We start from the raw sequence: 19274 nt of genomic DNA on the forward strand, positions 1-19274 counted from the left end.
ACACGCTAACCGCAGTAAACACATGGCACTACAACAACCAGAGGTTGCCATAGTCGCAGCATATTTACTTGGGTATTAGCGTTCATTGGAAGTCCAGAAAAAATACGGTGATCAGCTTATTTTTAACCGACTTTCCCCCATCAGGTCAATGTACTTTCGTTGACTATCAGGAAAAATTTGCGAATTTCACAATTTTCAGCTGCTGGACATCTTTTACGTACCCCTTACAATACCGCAGATTGCCACATTTGGAGCTTAGCATGGTGTTGCTTGCGTTTATTATGGTTGCGGTTTTAGTCAAAACCTCATTACTCGGACTTGGCCTCTTAACCCTAGTGTTTGCCAGTATTGCAATGCTTTGCAATCGCTTTAATCTAATGAGATTGGATAATAAAACCCAACAGCGCTTCCAACGCATCTTTAAAACCGCATTAGGGCTACATTTACTCGCTTATTTTGGTCTTATCATCAAACTCTGGTGGATTGAAGGTTGGCAAGATATCCCTGCCTTTATCGTCAGCCACCTGATCTTCCATCATGTCCTTTGCGCTGTCGTTGCAGGTACGCTGACTCTCATGGCAATTCGAGTGTATTTAACCTCAGCTTCGCATAAGTAATGCGTTTCTAGGTGCTATTTTTACTGACTTCTGCGTTATTTTGAAGCGAAATAGCTCGCTATTCCAGCTCCAAAATGCCTTGAATTCAGACAAAAATATCGAGCTAGAAATATAAAACATTGCTAAGTTATTGTTTTATTAAGTTTTGCACTATTTCTTATACAAACCTGAGGTTATTTAAAACGCCAAGAAGCGTAAAAAGCTGAGCAGAAAATTTCGAATGTCACACTTTATCACTGGCCTTTACATTTTCTGACAAGCCTCCAACAGACTCTCACACCGCCCCTCGCTAAAGTGTCGTCACACAACACCGAAAAGGATAAACACCATGAAACATGCTCTTCTTATCTCTCTATTTGCCAGCACCTTAGGATTCGCTACCCAAGCAACTGCAAATGAACCTCATCAAATTGGCGCACAACTCAATGGCGGTAGTGCAAAATACAAATCATCGAGCCAAGATGGTGATGGCGTTGCTGAATTATACTTTTTTTACAATTATCAATTTGACCCTATTTGGTCACTAGAGGCTGGTATCACAACTGGTGCTGAGGTTGACGACTGGGATTGTAAAGATGTTAACGACGACAAGTTTGTTTGTCAGCGTGACAATGATGCGCTGTTTAAACTAAATGCCAACAAATTAGACTACAACCATTTCTCAGTTGCAGCAAAAGCGCAGTTTGAGCTGACTGAAAACAGTGACTTATACGGTAAAGTAGGCGTATTGCGCTACGACTATGAAATGAAAAACGGCAGCAAACGTGTCGTAGATGAAGATGGTTTTGGCTATTTGGCGGAAGCGGGTTGGCAATATCAGTGGCAAAATGGCATTGGTCTTAATATAGCGCTACGCTACACCGACATGGGCGACTTAGACACCACAACACTAGGGGCAGGCATTAGTTATCGCTTCTAAGTAACCAAACAGCCGTTTAAGAATTTAAACAAAAGCGCCTAAGTTAACTTTGCAGCACGACTCGCAGACCCCCAAGTGGGCTATGCTGTGCTGCAATTTTCCAGCCGTGTAGCTGTACTAATTGCCTTGAGATAGACATCCCCAACCCTGAACCCATCGCATCGCGGCTTCGAGCACTGCTGCCACGAAATAGCCGCTCAAATAACTTTGCCAATTGTGCGTCTGGCACACCGGGTTTACTGTCATCAATCACCAACAACCAGCCTTGTGCTTGCACTACCAAGAGCAGTTCAATCACCCCGCCGGCATCTGTGTAAGCTATGCTATTTTTCAATAAATTACTGATGATTTGCCGTAGCCGCATGGCGTCACAATCAAGCGTTAGTCGCTGCTCTGGCAATTGCAAACTCAAGTGCAGTGCTTTGGCCTCGGCCAATGGCCGAAAGTCTCGTACTATGTCTTCAAGCAAATGATTAAACTCACATTGCTGCAAATTCAACTCAATCACACCTGAGTCCAATTGGGTGTATTGGTAGATATCTTTAATTAAGGTATCGAGTTGCAAAAGTTTATTGTCTAGGCGCTGGTAAGCGGCATCAACGTCTGGTTCAAGTCGATAACGTAACGCTTCCACGATAAGCTTTAAACCCGTTAGTGGCGTACGTAATTCGTGTGATACATCGGCAAAAAAACGTTTCTTTTGTGCCAGCGACTGCGCCACGAGAGAAGCTTTAACTTCACTGAGTTTTTGCTTTTGGCGAAATCGCCACAAGCCAAACAAACTTAGCGACAATACCAGCACTAAGCTTAGCGCAATACTAGTTCTCTCTAGCGCTAAGTAATCTAACCGTGCAGCTTGCAAAGCTTGGTCTTTTTGTGCCAACTGCAAGGCATTGGCTTGGCGGGCAAATTCGACGTTAAACTTCATGCGCTCCGCTTGCTTGGCATCAAGCCCGGCATAGACTTCTTGTTGTAATTGGCTATGCTGTTCTAAATCGGCCGTAGCTGCCTGAAAATCACCTAATGCTTTGTACACATCGGCGCGGCGTTTTAGCAGTGCGCTTCGCTCTTGTTTGCCGAGGGCGTCATCACCCAACAAGGGAGCCAATGCCAACAAGGTTTCCGCATGTTTTTGCTGGGCACTGGCGATATCCACCAATGCCATTCTCACCAAATGTTCAGTGCGTTTCGCTTTGACTTCAACCGCTAACAACAAGCCTTCTTGCGCATGGCTATGCGCTTGGGCAAACTGCCCTTCGGCCATTTCCACTCGCGCCAAATTGCTGAGCTGCCAAGCTAAGTCACTCTTCGCGCCAATTTCCCGCACTAACTCTAAAGCCTCTTCAACATAGCGCCGGGCGCTGCTGCTATCATTGAGTGCCAAGCTCACTTGCGCCAGTTTGCCTAGACTATTGGCGATATGGACTGGGTTGCCTTTTTCACGGTCAATGGTGAGCGTTTGTTGGAAATACAGCTGCGCTAAACTGAGTTTATTCAGATCTCGGTATAATTCACCCATATTATACAAAGAGTTAGAAATGCCCTGTTGGTTGCCAAGCTTTCGTTGGATCTCTAGCGATGCTTCGTGGGATTGCAAGGCACTTTGGTAGTCGCCCATATAATCATGAATCACCCCGAGTAAATTAAGCATGTTCGCTTGTTTCATGAGGTCATTTTGCGCGCGGTAAATCGCCAAAGCTTTACCGGCTGCGGTGAGTGAATCAGCGTAGCGCGCTTCAAAGCGATAAATAGTGCTAAATAAACCTAAGATCTCGGCATGGAGATAGGTGTCTTCGGTTACCGGCAAAATATCTAACGCACGCTCTAGGGCTTTTTTCGCGGCACTATAATCTGCTTCTTGTTGTTTGATTTCAGCAAGATGAAAAAACACCTCAGCCTGATATAAGCCTTGGTTGACCCCTTCTGCTAGCGCAATAAGCCGCGCCGCAACTTGTTTTGCTTGCTGATAATCACCGAGCTTGATGAGCGCTTTAAGCTGAATGATCTCCAACTTTTGCCAAGTGATATTATTGGGCTTTGGCGTGCTAAAGTTTGCATCCAATTGCTGCTGAACTAATTCAAGCGCTTGTTTTGGCTCATCGTTTAGTAGCTTAGATAAATCTGGCGGCGTATCCGCAACCGTCGCACCAACATAGCAAATTAACAAAAAACTTAAGACTTTGAAGTAATTAGCCATTTTGATAACTGCTCATTTAGTTTCCGGTTAAGTGCTGATGTTAAGTGCACTATTATGCACCAATCTTAGCGTAAGCGCTAAATGTGTGAAAAAATGGAGCAAACGCACTAAGGCGAGTTATTCATCGCATTATATTGCATACAATATTCAAATTTAAAATAATCAATCAAAATGAGGAGATGATAATGCGCCACGCCTTGCTGTTGATTTGCTGTTTTTTACTGAGTTTGCCCGCCTTAGCTCAATGGCACAATGTCATTGACCGTCGTGGTGAACCGAGTGTTGCTCGCCCCGCCGACAAATATGGCCATAGCCCTTACAATCCATTGTTTGATAACGGTGCATGGCACGGCCATTTGTTGCCAACATCCGATGCCGAATTAGGCGGCTTTCCCGGTGCGGCGGTTGTGACTGAGGAATATTTGTTGTACCTCAGTAAGCGTATTGACCGCTTACAAGTGTGGCGCGCTGGTGTGCATGTTCCAGTGACTGGCAAAGTGTGGAGTGAACCCGGTTTATTGCGCCAATCACTTACGGCTGAGGGGGTGCGCGTTGAACTCAGTTTAAGATTTGTCAGCCCCCGCAGCTCATTGCTCAAAACCGAGGTGTTTACTGATACCCCCTTGGAGCTGCGTTTTGATGGTGAACTGCAACAGCAATGGGATCAACAAACCTCGCTTGCCAAAGCCTTCCCTACCTTGCAACTCGCATGGCAAGCTGTGCCAAAGGGTCTGGATATCGTAATGGGTCAAGTACGCAGCCCTTGGCAACTGCTTACATCAGGCACCTCGCGCTATCAAGTGCGTAAAACGCTCGCGACAACGACACAAATTCAAGGTGCCAACTACACCCAAACCGCCGCCATTAGCGGCGCTGCACAGTTTTATACTTTATACAGTTATGTGCATAACCAAACCGAACAGCAAACTTATGCACCTATGCAGCAAGCTATGCTAGCCAGACCTGATACTTACTTCGCTGCCAGTGCAAAACGCTGGCAGGGTTATTTGCAGCGCTTGGACGCCATGCCAGCATCACAGCAACGTATTGCAGTAAAGAGTATCGAAACCTTAATCAGCAACTGGCGTGCCCAAGCTGGCGCGGTGGCGTATGACACAGTGACTCCTTCTGTCACGGCGCGATGGTTTTCTGGCAACTTAACTTGGCCGTGGGACTCATGGAAACAAGCCTATGCGATGAGCCAATTCGCGCCCGATATTGCCAAAGCCAATATTGAAGCGGTGTTTGCGGGTCAAATTCAACCCAATGACCCGATACGCCCGCAAGATGCGGGCATGCTGCCGGACTTGCTGGCATATAACCTTAGCCCTGAACGAGGTGGTGATGGAGGCAACTGGAGTGAAAGAAATTCCAAACCAAGCTTAGCAGCTTGGGCGGTGATGGCGGTTTATCAAGCCAATCAAGACAAAAACTGGCTGTCCGCTATGTATCCAAAGCTCGTAGCTTATCGAAAGTGGTGGTTAAGCAACCGTGACCATAATCGTAATGGTGTGGTGGAATATGGTGCCACCCTTGATAAAGCCCACAACACCAACACCGGTGAGCTGATATTTGCTTACCAAGACTCGCATGGCAATACCGTCGCCGCAACGGGTCTGAAGCAATACCAACAGCATTTAGCCTTACAGCAGCAGTTAGAGATCCCTGCGCAAACTGCGGCCTCTTGGGAATCCGGCCGAGATGATGCGGCAACCTTTGGCTTTATTAGTGCAGAACAATTGCAAAAATACCTAAAACAGGGTGGCAAGGCGAGCGATTGGCAAGTCAATTTCGGGGAAAACCGCAATCAAGACGGGGTATTAGTGGGCTATTCCTTGCTACAAGAGTCGGTTGACCAAGCCAGTTATATGGTCAGCGACAATCGCTTATTGGCAGCCATGGCTGAAATCTTAGGTAATCAAGCGGACGCTGCTCACTTTAAGCATGCCGCGCAAAAGCTTAGCGACTACATCAACCGCTGCATGTTTGATAAGAGCAGCGGCTTTTATTACGACATTGAAATCGCAGCGACACCACTTGCGAATGGATGTGCCGGACGGCCATTAACCGCGCGAGGCAAAGGACCTGAAGGATGGTCACCGCTGTTTAACCAAGTGGCGAGTGCAGAACAAGCGGCGCAAGTGCGTAAGGTAATGCTGTCTGAGCAAGAGTTTAATACCCCAGTACCTTTCCCCACCGCAGCGCTTAGCAGCCCCGCGTTTGGTCCTAATATCTATTGGCGTGGCCGAGTTTGGCTTGATCAGTTTTATTTTGCGGTAGTGGGGCTTCGTCACTATGGCTATGAGCAAGATGCCAATAAACTGATTGGCAAATTGTTTAAGCACGCCGATGGCTTGCTAGCCCAAGCGCCCATTCGCGAGAATTACCACCCTTTTACAGGCGAACAGCAAGGCGCACCCAATTTTTCATGGAGTGCAGCGCACTTATACTTGCTCGCCAGCGAATTTAACGCGGCTAATGAATAGCTGAATTTTTACTCACATGGTCGCGAGCCAGTATTCGTCATGCTACAGTATTACTGACATTTGCGTCAGCATTTGCATCAACATTTGCGTCAGCATCGGCTTAATAAGGATAAAAAACGATGACAACTTACTGGTATCGCCTTTACCATTTCATTCTCAAATGTATTGTGGTTGTCGTCGGCATTCCGAGCCCTAAACTGTACCGGGGCACATCAGGTTTGCACTGCGCCATTGAGCAGTTAAAGCTCAGATCTGGCACAAAGGTTTTAGTTGTTAGTGATCACACCTTAGTCAAGTTGGGTGTGGTTGAGGCTGTGTTAAGCGCAGTGCGGAAGCATGAACTAGTTCCGGTACTGTATAGTGATGTTGACCCAAACCCAACATTAAGTAACGTGGAAAATGGCCTTAGCGTTTACCACCAGCAGCATTGTCACGGCATTATCGCCGTCGGTGGTGGTTCAGTTATCGACTGTGCGAAGTTTATTGGCGCCAGAGTCGTTCGGCCCAAAAAGTCACTCGCCGAGCTTAAAGGTTTGTTTAAGATCTTACGCCGTTTACCGCCTAATATCGCTATTCCCACCACCGCCGGCACTGGCTCAGAAACCACAGTCGCAGCAGTGGTTAATGACCCTATCAATAAACAGAAGTTTGCCGCTACGGATCTGGTTTTGGTGCCACAGCATGCCGTGCTGTTGCCTGAACTCACGCTCAGCTTACCACCGCTTATTACCGCTACCACCGCATTGGATGCGCTCACGCATGCCATTGAAGCATTGCTCAGCATTAATTGCATGCAGTTTAGTCGCGAGCGAGCGTTAAAAGCCTGCGCCTTAATTTTTGATTTTCTCCCGCAAGCTTTGCAAGACGGCCAAAATGAACACGCTCGTGAGCAGTTGTTATTAGCCTCACATTACGCTGGACAAGCATTTACCCGCACCTCGGTGGGTTATGTGCATGCTATTTCACATCAACTCAGCGCGACTTATGGCACAGCTCATGGTCTGGCAAACTCAGTATTGCTGCTACCGGTATTACGTTGGTATGGCGAATTTGCGCAGCCACAACTAGCAAGTATTGCCACTTATTGCCAAATGACCTCGTTAGACTATCCCACAGCCAAGCAGGCTGATGATGTATTACAGCGCATTGAAGCTTTACTGGCCCAAGCTCAGATCCCAAAATCATTGCCTGAAATCCGCAGCATAGATATTGGCACGTTAGCCAAAGCGGCACTCGCAGAAGCGCACCCAGATTATCCGGTACCGGTGTTTATGGATGAATCAAGCTGTCAGCAGATCTTAACTCTAGTTACGCATTAACAGTTAAGCTGAGTGAAAGCGAGGAAAGAGTGGCTGCAACTCTGCCCTTAGCTTGGGCAGGGTTGCGCCTTTACGCTAGAGTTTAAAGCGTTCGACCAATTTGGTTAAACGATTGGCAAATTGACTTAATGACGCACTACCTTTTGCTAAAGTTTGCATCGCGGTGGCGTTATCAATTGCCGTTGCTTTTGCATCAGCCATCACCCCCTCAATTTGTTGGCAGTCACGTGCCTGACTATGCGCCGCTTCACTGACTTGGCTGCTGATAAGCGTCACGTTATAGAGCGCGTCATTGATCTGCTCCATGGCATTAGCCAACGCTTCGCTTTGCGATACACACAGTAAAGCATCTTGTTTACCGGTATTAATCGCCTTGGCTGCCGCCGCAGTATCTTGCTGCAGTGCAGCAATCATTTGGTTAATTTCATTGGTTGACGCTTGAGTGCGTGACGCCAAGGTACGCACTTCATCTGCCACCACAGCAAACCCTCGCCCTTGCTCTCCGGCACGTGCAGCTTCAATGGCAGCGTTAAGTGCCAAGAGGTTAGTTTGTTCAGCAATAGCGGAAATGGTATCTAAAATACCACCAATATTCTGACTGTGGGCTGTCAGCTTAGTCATACTGGTCACCACCTCTTCCATCCGTTGGCTTAGTGAAAGAATATGCCCGCGGTTTTCCAACGCCAGTTGCTTTACCCGCTTTCCTTCCGCATCGGCACTGTGCACAGTGTCTAAGCTATTTTGCGATCCTTGGCTAACCTGCGCGGCACTTGCTGCTATGCGGCTGGCTAAATCGCTCGCGCTGCCCATGCGTTGCCTTTGCGCATTGGCATTATTTGCTATGGTTTCACTCTGCTGTAGAGAGTTAGCCGACAAATGTTCCAGCTCATGCACCTGCTGGTTAATGTCTTCCAATAGCGCCCGCAAGCTGTCTTTAACTTGAGTAATATTATCGATCAACTGGCCAAATTCATCGTCATGACGCTTACTCATTTGTCGTGAGAAATCACCAGCCGCCAGGTAATGGAGCATCTTATTTACGGCGTTGAGTGGCATCAGCATCGCACGACTGGTTGAAATTGAAATAAACGCGCCAAGCAGTAAGAATACTGCCGCTAACACTACCGCCATATTTTGTGCTTGGCTGATCCGAGTTTCGGCCACTTCTTGATAATAATCGAACTGCTGCTGTGCGCCATTGCGTAAGGTTTCAAGCGAGGTAATAATTTGCTCAGCGCTCGATTCTGCACTGAGATAAGCGCTTGCCGCCTCATGCTGAGCATTAAGTTTACGTTGTTGGGCAGCATAGAGCTCGCCTGGGCTATCCAATAAACGCCGTAACGTCGTCATCGCCGTTTGGTAACGTGTAAACACCTCATCCAGTGGTAGCCCCGCCGCTTGCTGCTTTAAATAATCAAAGTTATTGCTGATGTTATCGAGCAAAAAGCGCATGTCATCTTGGTGCTGACTCAGCTCTTCGCTGCTCAATTGCGCGATGGCTTTACTGTTGGTTGCCAAAGTAAATAGCAAGTCGTCAATACGTACACCTGTGCCTGCTACCTCCTCTAACTGCTTTTGCGCGTTAGTTTCAATGAGCTCAATGTCCAGCATGGCATTGCTGGCTTCGCTGCGCTTTTCGCCCAGTTCGGTCACCAGAGTGTATAGTTGCTGATGTGTTTGCAGCGCCGCGAGTTTAGCCGCAAACAAGGTTTTGCCTGCGGCAGTCACCGATTCCCCTTGTGTAACTGCTTGCGCTAGCATTGCGTTCAATTTAGGTTTGCTACTCAGCAACTGCTGCAATTCTCGTTGCTTGTCATGATAGCCCTGAAGCACCACAGTAAACTGCTGATTGCTTTTGTTTAAAGCTGCCTCATTGCTTTGACTAAAACCCTGAGATATCAATTTACTCAGCTGCAATTGTTGCAATTGTAGGGCGTCCGCTACCCGTTGCACTGGGACTGCGATTGTTTTGACTTGGGTATTTGCCTGCTGGATCTGCATCAGTGCGATATAGGCTAAAATGCAGGCGAGCACCAACAATGCGCCCAAGGCACTAAAGCCTAGCGTGATTTTTTGTTTTATCGACAATTTTCTTAGCATAATGTCACTAGTTTCACGATTTTCGCTACTATGATATAAAATTGTTAAAATTCCAACAGCTTACTCTAACGTTTTATGCAATTTTCTGCTAGTTCGCAACGCTCAACTCCGTTATCAACTAAAAATGACGCTGATACCTTGCTAATTAAAGTTGCTACCGTGTCGGCTAGGCTCCCTCACCGCAATCACAAAGCAGATCTAATCACATATTAGATCTAACCCATGGGCTTGGTTTACTAGCCGCCAACCAACAACACCAAGTAATTTGCGTATCGCTAAACTGCAGCACAGATTTTTTTTTATGACTCTGTTAAGCTTTAAACAGATTAGCCAAAATGCAAGGTATCCTCATGAGAAAACAAGCAGTTAATGACGCAAAAGCGCTGTTGACGGACGCAGATATTGCCGTGTTATCGACCAACTCCAACACTATGCCAGGTTTTCCTTTTGGCTCTATGGTGCAATTTCTGCTGTTGGAGAGTGGTGACTTATGCCTTTTTATCAGTGATTTAGCTCAGCATACTAAGAATCTCGCCGCAGATGGCAAGTTATCTTTGACTGTGATTGAACGTGAACAGCTGGGCAGCGCCAATGCCGCTCGACTCACTGTGATGGGACGCGCCACGCAACTTGCTCGTAGTGAGAGTTTGGTTGAAATAGCTAGTTTCTGTGAAAAATACCGAGATGCAGAGCAGTACGCTATGATGGGGGATTTCAATATTTGGCTTATCAATATTGAACGTTTACGTTTTATTGGCGGGTTTGGCCAGATCTTCTGGCTTGAACGCGATGAGTGGTACGCTGCGAATTAATACTCGTCATCTCTTTATCGCAGTTAGCAGCTAGGCTGCCGACTGCACTGCGAACTGCTGCACGTACTAAACTCTCTGCCTAAGCATGCTCATCGCGTTTTACAAATTAAACTCTTAACTGCCCTTTTAAGGCAATGACTGCGTTACCGGTTAGTTCAACTTGCTCGTCGGATTTTAATTTAACCCCTACCGCACCGCCGCGTGCCGACGCTTGATAACCCCACCATTCACTGAGTCCCTGCTGGCGATATAGATGGTCAGCAAGGGCACAATGCGTCGAGCCCGTGACGGGATCTTCATTGATACCCACCCAAGGCGCAAAATAACGTGACACTAAAGTATATTCTGGGTCGTCACTGGGCGCGCAGATCACCACCCCGCGCCCTGCTCGAGCTAATAATTGGCTAAAGTTGGGGTTTAAACCCCGCACTAAGGCGGCTGAGTTCACTTGTAGTAGTACCCGCTCACCAAAACGACCAGCAAAAGTAAGCTGCTCAGGATTGAGGCCAAAAGCATCTAACTCAAATTGCACTGATTCAAACGAGGTTTCGAGTACCGCCAAGCGCGGCAATACAATAGTGCTATGGTGACGGTGTACCGCGGCGGTTAAACGCCCCGACTGAGTCTTAAAGGCAATTTCGTCCCCTACCGCAACCAAGCCAAGTTCATTAAGCACACATGCCGTTGCCAAAGTTCCGTGACCACAGAGCGCCACTTCAACTTGAGCTCGAGTAAACCACTGCAAGCGAAAATCATTTAAAGTCAAAAAAGCGGTTTCGCTCGCCCCCAGTTCCGCGGCAATTTGCTTCATCAAAGTTTCACTGAGCGGTTGCTCGGTAATACAAACCCCTGCAGGATTACCTGCAAAAATGCGGTCGGTAAAAGCATCAACAATATAAATATCAAGTTTCATTGGTTGTCCTTACTGAGCTTTCAATTGCATCTGATGTTGGCTATCCAGTGCAATAACCAGATTGGCTTGGGTTGGCAAGGTTCGCATGGCATGTAGGGTTAAGCGCTCAAATAACTGAATAAAATCAGCCACTTCTGCATCACTCATACCTCTACCAGTACGGGCACGTAATTGCTGCTCTTGTAAAGTGCGCCAAGCCAATACTCGCTGAAAACTATCAATTTGGAGATAGACCAGATAATCACACATGTCAAACCAAGTGCCATAGCTGGTTGCCAGTTGTTGATTAACAAAATGGCGCCAAGTTCCTGTTGCATCTTGTTGGCTTTCTAAGGCATTTACAGGGAGTAATAGTTCTGCTTCAGGTTGCGCCGGCGTTGCCACACACCAACCTTCAAAAATCACTATGCTGGTTTGTCGTGCTGGACGGTCTGCAATTGGGCTATCTAAACTTTTATCAAACTGTGGCCATGCAACCGCTTGCCCCGCTTTGAATGCTTTGAAATCTCGCAATGCCCGCTCCACATCGTGCGTACCAGGCACGCCGCGCTGACGCAATAAAATATGTTGTTGCTCAGCAAGCACTCGGCGTGCTAAAGGGTTTAAGTAGTAATCATCCAAAGAAACTACCGCTACGTCTATCCCTTGCTGTTGCCAATAACATTGCAACCAGGCTGCTAAGGTTGACTTACCACTACCTTGGGCACCATTAATCGCTAGCAACCAAGGTTTATCAATATTGCGTTGCCGCTCCTGCTCAAGCCGTGCTGCAATCTTCAATGCTGCAGGTAAATAGCTCTGCGGTAACTGATGCTGCTTTAAAAAATCTTGCTGCCAAACTGAGTTCATGCCGTTCCTTACAAAAAAGCCGCGTTCAAAACACGGCTTTTGCGACTCACATAATATGAGAGACTACAGCGCTTGCTGTACTTTATCGAATAAGTCTGTCACTTCTTTACGAGGCGGTGGTGTTAGTAAACTCACCACCACAATCGCCACCGTGGCAACGATAAATCCGGGCACAATCTCGTACAATAGGCTACTTAAGCTTTGACCGTTAATTGTGACTGGGGTATAAATCCACGCTAATACCGTAACTGCCCCTGCAACCATACCAGCCAACGCACCAAAAAAGTTCATCCGTGACCACATTAAACTGATCAGCACTAAAGGTCCGAATGCGGCGCCAAAACCAGCCCAAGCATTGCTCACTAAATCAAGAATGGTACTTTCACGGTCATAAGCAAGATAAATCGCCAACACCGCAACCACAGCAACGCTGATACGGCCAACTAACACGAGTTCTTTATCACTGGCAGTGGGGCGAATAAAGATTTTATAGAAATCTTCGGTTAACGAACTTGAACTTACCAACAGCTGCGAGGAAATCGTACTCATGATAGCGGCCAAAATGGCAGCCAGTAAAAAGCCCGCTATCAAAGGGTGGAATAACAATTGCGACAGTATTAAAAAGATGGTTTCAGGGTCTTTCACTACCAAACCTTTTTCAGCCGCGTAAGCCGCGCCAAATAAGCCCGTTGCAACCGCACCAACTGCCGACACTATCATCCAGCTCATCCCGATGCGACGCATGGTTGGCATATCTTTGACACTGCGAACCGACATAAAGCGGACGATAATATGCGGTTGACCAAAATAGCCAAGACCCCAAGATGCAGCAGATACAATGCCAATCAACGAACCCGCGCCTATCCAGCTAAACATTTGTGGATTGATGGCATTAAGCGTTTCTGCGATAGGGTTATCAAGCAAACTGAAAGTCACAGTAGGCACCAAAATTAAGGCGATAAACATGATACAGCCTTGCACAAAATCCGTCAGGCTCACCGCTAAAAAGCCACCAAATAAAGTGTAAAGCACCACCACGCCGGTAGTGATATAAAGCCCAGACTCGTAACTCATGCCGAATGAACTTTCAAATAGTTTGCCACCAGCAACTACCCCTGATGAGGTATAAAGCGTAAAGAAAATAATAATAACTAATGCAGAAACAATTCGTAGCGCATGGCCCCGGTCCTCAAAACGATTCGCAAAGTAATCTGGGATGGTAATTGAATCGTTGGCGTATTCGGTATAAACCCGCAGTCTTGGCGCAACTAGCAGATAATTACACCATGCGCCGATGATAAGGCCGATGGCGATCCAACTGCTGCTAAGACCAGTGACGAACATTGCCCCAGGCAATCCCATTAAGATCCAACCGCTCATATCAGAAGCACCAGCAGATAAGGCTGCAACGCTCGGTGGCAAGCTGCGACCACCTAACATATAACCGGACGCATCGCCGGTAGATTTTTGATAGGCGTATAACCCTATCGCGAGCATGGCTATAAAATATAACGCCAAAGAGATCAGAGTACCTGTTTCCAATTCTTCCTCCTGTTCTTCTTGGTGTTTTCCCCTAATGGCAACACATAGCAATCATTGGGGAAAAAACCTCTTGTGAGTGAGAACTCTGACTATAGCATGGCTACTTACGCTAACTCCAATCTCTGAGACCATTCACTTAAATAGACAATGCAAAAAATTGGTGTTTCTGACCCGCAAGACACCTATTGCCAATTAAAGGATAGTTAACTGTTCCAATTCCCATACCAAATCATGGTGAACAAAGATAAAAATAATGAAATTCCCGTCTTTTTGACTTATATTCTCGGATAGAATGTGAAGTAACCTCGGACTCTCAGAATCTATGTATTTTTACGCCGCGCGTCAGCCTATCCTTGATATTAACAAAAATTTAATTGGCTATGAGTTATTGTTTCGTGATGGCGTCAATAATGTCTTTCCCAATATCGATGGTGATGAAGCCACCTCGCGCTTAGTTGAAGGTAGCCAATTTAATTTTGGCCTTGAAGACCTCACCGCAGGCAAACCTGCATATATCAACTTTACCTTAGAAACTATCATCAAAGGCTACCCAACCATGCTGGGTACTGAACAATTGGTGATAGAAATACTAGAAACTGTGCAGCCGGGTAAGCGTCTCTTGGCAGCAGTGCAAGAATTGAAAGCCAAAGGCTATACCATTGCCCTTGACGATTACCAACATCAAAAAGTGTGGCGCCACTTTTATCCGTTTATCGATCAGATCAAAATTGATTGTTTACACACAGCTAGAGAGACGATTTTAGAAATAAAAGAAGCACTTATTGAGTTCCCTCACATCACCTTAGTGGCGGAAAAAATTGAAACTTATGAAGCCTATCAAGAGGCGGTTGCGCTCGGCTTTAAACTGTTCCAAGGATTTTTCTTTGCCAAACCAGAAATGGTGCAAAGTAAAGCGTTACCACCATCAGAAATGGCGCTTGCTGAATTACTGTATGAAACCTCAAGCGTCGATATGGACCTCAAACGCGTTACTCAAGTCTTTGAACGTGACGTTAATTTATCTTATAAATTATTGCGTTATGCCAATTCAGCGGCATTTAAACGCCGTGCCGAAATCGCCACCATCAAGCAAGCCTTAGTGGTGCTTGGCAATCAAGAGCTGAAAAAATTCCTCTCGCTATTGTTTGCCGCCCAAGTGTCGTCAGAAAAACCGGTAGAGTTAATAAAATTATCACTGACGCGCGCCCGCTTTGCAGAGCTACTAGCCATTCATCATGGCAAACTTAAAGATCCCGGTATGGCATTTTTGGCTGGCATGATGTCACTGATGGATGCGATTTTGGATGAAAGTATGGAAAGCGTGATGAGCAAATTACCCTTATCCGTGGACATCAAAGATGCCCTGTTACGCCGCGAAGGTCAGTTAGCGGCTTATCTCAACCTAGTGATTGATTATGAACAAGCACGTTGGGAAGATGCCCATCAATTGGCGGGCAGTATGCTGATTAACGCTGAAGTGTTACCTGAATACTACCATGACGCAGTCGCTTGGTGTCAGGAACAAATGACGGTATTGGAAGTCTAGCTATTCGCGTGTTGGCTTTCGGTTCCGCCCGTAAGCCAAATGCGATTAAAGTGAGCATATGGCGAGTTGTTGCAACTTGCTCACTTTGCTTTCGCAGTTGAGAACTACCAAGCTTTACGCTTACTGCTTGGCTTTATCTTGCGATGCCTCACTAAACAGCCACTTCAAGCCGTCATAAGCGGCCAAATGCAATGTATCTCCATGGTTTAATTCAGGATAAAACTGAAACGCTACGCTCGCTACGCCATATTGTTGCTGTAATTTTTGGTGCCAAGCTTGCGCGTCACCTTCCATTACCTCGCCTTCTTTCCCTACTGCCACAAACACCTTGCTAAAGTGTTGCTGCGCGACCAGCGGTCGTTTTAGCAAACTGCCATTGTCCCACCACAAACTAGGGCTCACGATAAGGTAATGGGAAAATAGTTTGGTGTGCGATTGCAGAATTTCACTAGCAAGTAATCCGCCCAATGATTGGCCAATCAAAACCCGCTGCTCATTGATGCGATAGCGCTCTGCCAATTCCGGCAATAAACCTTCCGTAATAAACTGAATAAATTGCGCGCTCCCTCCTGTGGTTGGAAAATCGGCTAAATCTCGCGGATCTTGCGATGGGAAAGTGAAATCATGTTTACGGTCATCATTACTTAACCCAACCACAATACTAGCTGGCATTTGCTTTAACCACGGAAAGCTCAAAAACTGCGCTAACCCTGCCAAATGCGGAAAATCTTGATCTAGTCCGCCATCTAACACCACTATGAGAGGATAAGACTGCGCGGGTTGATTTTGATAGTCAGTAGGTAAGCTGACATTAATTTGCCTAGCGCGTGTCAAATACGCTGAGCTAATTAAGAATTGTTCCCCCATCACTAAAGGCTGTGCCGCCGCTCTCGCTTGTTTAACTACAGCGGCTTGTTCGGCACATACCAAAGGCGCACTACACAATAGCAAACTTGCAACCAAACCAGTCAAACGCTGCTGCCAACGGAAAGAAATTACACTCATACCCTGCTCTTATTGTTGTTGTTTTTATTAGTGTAAGGAAAATACGCCGCTACAGTCGATTGTCCAACCAAGCTAACGCGTTTAAACGTGTATCGAAAAAACGCACCTCACCGCTGACAAACCAACTCGCCACAGTGGCAAGCCAACTCTCTGAGCTAACACCGGCACCTACAACCGCAATTTTATTAAATTCCTTGCCGTGTTTAAGGCCGAATTTAAAATCATCCCATGCTGCTTGCAGCTCCCAGCCTTGCCACTCGCTGGCATCAAAGAGCACGTCAATGTGCGGTCTTTCGACTTGGTTAAGCGCACTTTCCAACAGCGGGATCATCAATTGATAATCATCGTGAGTTAATTTACCGACGGCCTTTAACGAAACAAAAATCTGTTGCTCTAGCCTTTCGACGCCAATCGAGAGTCCATGTGTTTGCATCGTTATCACCACTTATGCAGTCGTTGTATTTGGTTACTATAACGCCAATACAAGCTAAATGCGAATGCCTCTTCTCTGCCCTTTGCGTTAAATCAAACTTATGGCTTTTTATCCTTAGAGCTGAGGTTGGTGCGACAATCTGTCACATCCCCAAAGCCAGATATCAAGCTTAAAATCCTAACCATTCAATAGATTAGGATAATAATATGCAATACTCTTTGCTCACCTTAGCAATGGCAACTACGCTAAGCTTGCCGACCAAAGCGGATGAGATCGAAAAAATTGTGGTGATTACACCAATGCAAACCCCACTTAAAATCACTACAGATCCTAAATTGCCGCGCCAACCTCTGCCGGCACAAGATGGCGCCGATTTGCTCTCCAGCATTGCGGGGTTTTCGTTAGTGAAAAAAGGTGCGGCCAGCGGCGACCCCGTGTTTCGCGGTATGGCGGGTTCACGCTTAGCCATTTTGACCGATGGCGGCATGACCTTAGGAGGTTGTGGTAGCCGCATGGACCCACCTACAGCTTATATCACGCCACAAAGTTACGATACTTTAACCATTATTAAAGGCCCGCAATCTGTGCAATATGGGCCGGGGAGCAGCGCCGCCACGGTCATTTTCAGTCGTGATAAGCACCGTTTAGACCAAGCTGGCATCACAGGCTTTGCCAATACCGTGCTTGGTAGTGATGGCCGTCACGGGATTAATTCCGACGTGCAATTCGGCAACCGGAGCTACAACGCTCGCATTGCCACCAGCTATCAAACAGCGGATGACTATCAAGATGGCGACAACCAGCGCATTCATAGTGCTTATGACAAATGGAATGCCGATGCTGAATTTGCCTATACCCCAGATGATGATACGAGTTACCGCCTAAGCCTTGGTAAGAGTGATGGTAATGTCGCGTATGCCGATCGCATGATGGATGGCAGTTTGTTCGAACGTAGCCACGCTGCGCTCAAATTTGATTTAGGCGCCTTATCTGGCGTAGTGCAATCACTGCAAGGTCAAATTTATTACAACTACGTTGATCATGTGATGGACAACTATAGTTTGCGCCCTTTTATCCCCTCCATGATGATGAAAATGCCCATGGCAGCCAACCCAGATAGGCATACACAAGGCGCTAAACTGCAAGCTACCAGTACTTTAGACACAGCAATAAACCTAGTTTATGGCTTTGATTTTCAATACAACACCCATAGGAACCGCAACATTATGAATGCCCCTATGGTCGATTTTAATACTGTGGCGCGGATTACCGATGCCGAGTTTGAGCAAACTGGGCTATATGGCGAAATCACTTATCCGATAGACGCACAAGCACAGTGGGTTGCAGGTTTACGGGTCGACTTTTGGCAAGCCAAAGACAAGCGCGAGCAAATCACCACCATGATGGCTGCAAAACCCAATCCGACTTCACAACAAGCCCGCCACGATACCTTAAGCAGTGGCTTTGTTCGTTATCAATGGCAAACGGCAACCAGTAGCTATTACATCGGTTTTGGCCGCAGCGAACGGTTCCCAGACTATTGGGAGTTGGTGGGTTCAGGTCGTGGCGCAGTCGATAGTCTCAGTGCTTTCAACACCCGCAGCGAGAAAAACCACCAGTTTGACATCGGCATGATTCAACAAGGGCAACAGTGGCAAACCAGCACGGCGTTATTTTACAACCGCGTAGACGATTATATTTTGCTTGATAATGCTTATGCGAAAATGGGCATGCCAACGAGCGTCACCCGCAACATTGACAGCGAAAGCTATGGCCTTGAAGTGGAACTGCAATACGCCTTATCAACTAAGCTCAATTGGCAATCTGCCCTGAGTTATGTGTATGGCAGTAACCTCACCGACCACCGTCCATTGGCGCAACAACCACCGCTGGCATGGCGTAACAGTCTGCGTTTTGATTGGCAACAATGGCAATTTGGTCTGTTATGGCAACTTACCAAAGCCCAGCATCGGGTTGCGTTGGCCCAAGGCAATATTGCAGGTCAAGATGTGGCAAAAAGCGCGGGCTTTGGCACCTTGGCGCTTAATACCAACTATAGCTATAGTGATTCGGTAACAATCAGCGCAGGGATAGATAATCTTTTTGATAAAACCTATGCCGAGCACTTGAGCCGCGCAGGTGCTGCGGTTAGTGGTTATAGCCAAGTCAGTCGCGTCAACGCCGCAGGCCGAACGCTGTGGTTAAATTTAGATTGGCGCTTCTAATTTTAGCTAAATAACCAGCCAGTTCGCGTCAGGTGCTAAAGCGGCCTGACGTAACTGGCTAACTTATCGCGAGCACTTAACTGGGGGAAGATTACCAGTTGAATTCGGGAATAAATACTATGTTCGAATGTGATCGCGAGGCAATTATCGTTCCCATTAAATAGACAGCAATATTCAAAAAATAGAGCATTAACGTTCAATCCATTGTTGTTGTTAGCTAGTAGTATGAGGTCATCTACTAACAATAGGATAAAGCAGGGCAAGAGCATGAAAAATCACTTGCTATTCAATACCTTTTCTAAATAGCACTC

14 protein-coding genes are annotated in these 19274 nt (G+C 46.7%); 7 read left to right on the forward strand and 7 right to left on the reverse strand.

Annotated elements, in window-relative coordinates:
- Positions 1-260: 260 nt before the first annotated feature.
- Positions 261-617, forward strand: coding sequence for a hypothetical protein (locus ACFOEE_RS07820; RefSeq protein ID WP_377122890.1), 357 nt, complete (start codon positions 261-263; stop codon positions 615-617).
- Positions 618-945: 328 nt separating this feature from the next.
- A complete protein-coding gene (locus ACFOEE_RS07825; RefSeq protein ID WP_377122892.1) occupies positions 946-1536 on the forward strand; it encodes a porin family protein in 591 nt (196 codons plus the stop codon).
- Positions 1537-1579: 43 nt separating this feature from the next.
- Here ACFOEE_RS07825 and ACFOEE_RS07830 read toward each other — a convergent pair whose 3' ends face one another.
- Entirely contained in the window at positions 1580-3733 is a 2154-nt protein-coding gene (locus ACFOEE_RS07830; RefSeq protein ID WP_377122894.1) for a tetratricopeptide repeat protein, read from the reverse strand.
- Between the two features lie 185 nt (positions 3734-3918).
- Here ACFOEE_RS07830 and ygjK point away from each other — a divergent pair, with 185 nt between their 5' ends.
- On the forward strand, positions 3919-6219 hold the full coding sequence (gene ygjK, locus ACFOEE_RS07835) for an alpha-glucosidase (protein WP_377122896.1): 2301 nt from the start codon (positions 3919-3921) through the stop codon (positions 6217-6219).
- A gap of 119 nt (positions 6220-6338) precedes the next feature.
- Positions 6339-7538, forward strand: coding sequence for an iron-containing alcohol dehydrogenase (locus ACFOEE_RS07840; RefSeq protein WP_377122898.1), 1200 nt, complete (start codon positions 6339-6341; stop codon positions 7536-7538).
- A gap of 75 nt (positions 7539-7613) precedes the next feature.
- On the opposite strand, the gene ACFOEE_RS07845 is transcribed toward ACFOEE_RS07840, so the two are convergent.
- Complete coding sequence (locus ACFOEE_RS07845) at positions 7614-9638, reverse strand: methyl-accepting chemotaxis protein (protein ID WP_377122900.1); 2025 nt, start codon at positions 9636-9638, stop codon at positions 7614-7616.
- A 350-nt stretch (positions 9639-9988) separates the two neighbouring features.
- Here ACFOEE_RS07845 and ACFOEE_RS07850 point away from each other — a divergent pair, with 350 nt between their 5' ends.
- Positions 9989-10450: a HugZ family pyridoxamine 5'-phosphate oxidase gene (locus ACFOEE_RS07850; protein WP_377122902.1), complete on the forward strand. Its 462-nt coding sequence runs from the start codon at positions 9989-9991 to the stop codon at positions 10448-10450.
- A 106-nt stretch (positions 10451-10556) separates the two neighbouring features.
- Here ACFOEE_RS07850 and ACFOEE_RS07855 read toward each other — a convergent pair whose 3' ends face one another.
- The 3 genes from ACFOEE_RS07855 to putP all read right to left on the reverse strand — a co-directional run bounded on the left by ACFOEE_RS07855 (position 10557) and on the right by putP (position 13754).
- Positions 10557-11363, reverse strand: a complete 807-nt coding sequence (locus ACFOEE_RS07855; protein WP_377122904.1) for a PhzF family phenazine biosynthesis protein — start codon at positions 11361-11363, stop codon at positions 10557-10559.
- Positions 11364-11372: 9 nt separating this feature from the next.
- Positions 11373-12212 carry a kinase gene (locus tag ACFOEE_RS07860; protein ID WP_377122906.1) on the reverse strand — a complete coding sequence of 280 codons (840 nt, stop codon included), beginning with the start codon at positions 12210-12212 and terminating at the stop codon, positions 11373-11375.
- A gap of 63 nt (positions 12213-12275) precedes the next feature.
- Positions 12276-13754 carry a sodium/proline symporter PutP gene (gene putP, locus ACFOEE_RS07865; protein ID WP_377122908.1) on the reverse strand — a complete coding sequence of 493 codons (1479 nt, stop codon included), beginning with the start codon at positions 13752-13754 and terminating at the stop codon, positions 12276-12278.
- 322 nt (positions 13755-14076) lie between these two features.
- Between putP and ACFOEE_RS07870 the strand changes: the two genes are divergently transcribed.
- Positions 14077-15300: an EAL and HDOD domain-containing protein gene (locus tag ACFOEE_RS07870; protein ID WP_377122910.1), complete on the forward strand. Its 1224-nt coding sequence runs from the start codon at positions 14077-14079 to the stop codon at positions 15298-15300.
- Positions 15301-15420: 120 nt separating this feature from the next.
- On the opposite strand, the gene ACFOEE_RS07875 is transcribed toward ACFOEE_RS07870, so the two are convergent.
- A complete protein-coding gene (locus ACFOEE_RS07875) occupies positions 15421-16305 on the reverse strand; it encodes an alpha/beta hydrolase (protein ID WP_377122912.1) in 885 nt (294 codons plus the stop codon).
- Positions 16306-16354: 49 nt separating this feature from the next.
- Positions 16355-16738: a SpoIIAA family protein gene (locus ACFOEE_RS07880; protein WP_377122914.1), complete on the reverse strand. Its 384-nt coding sequence runs from the start codon at positions 16736-16738 to the stop codon at positions 16355-16357.
- Between the two features lie 206 nt (positions 16739-16944).
- On the opposite strand from ACFOEE_RS07880, the gene ACFOEE_RS07885 reads away from it, so the two are divergent.
- Positions 16945-18963: a TonB-dependent copper receptor gene (locus tag ACFOEE_RS07885; RefSeq protein WP_377122916.1), complete on the forward strand. Its 2019-nt coding sequence runs from the start codon at positions 16945-16947 to the stop codon at positions 18961-18963.
- Positions 18964-19274 lie beyond the last annotated feature (311 nt).

This window comes from Pseudoalteromonas fenneropenaei, assembly GCF_042643375.1.
Taxonomy (GTDB): domain Bacteria; phylum Pseudomonadota; class Gammaproteobacteria; order Enterobacterales; family Alteromonadaceae; genus Pseudoalteromonas; species Pseudoalteromonas fenneropenaei.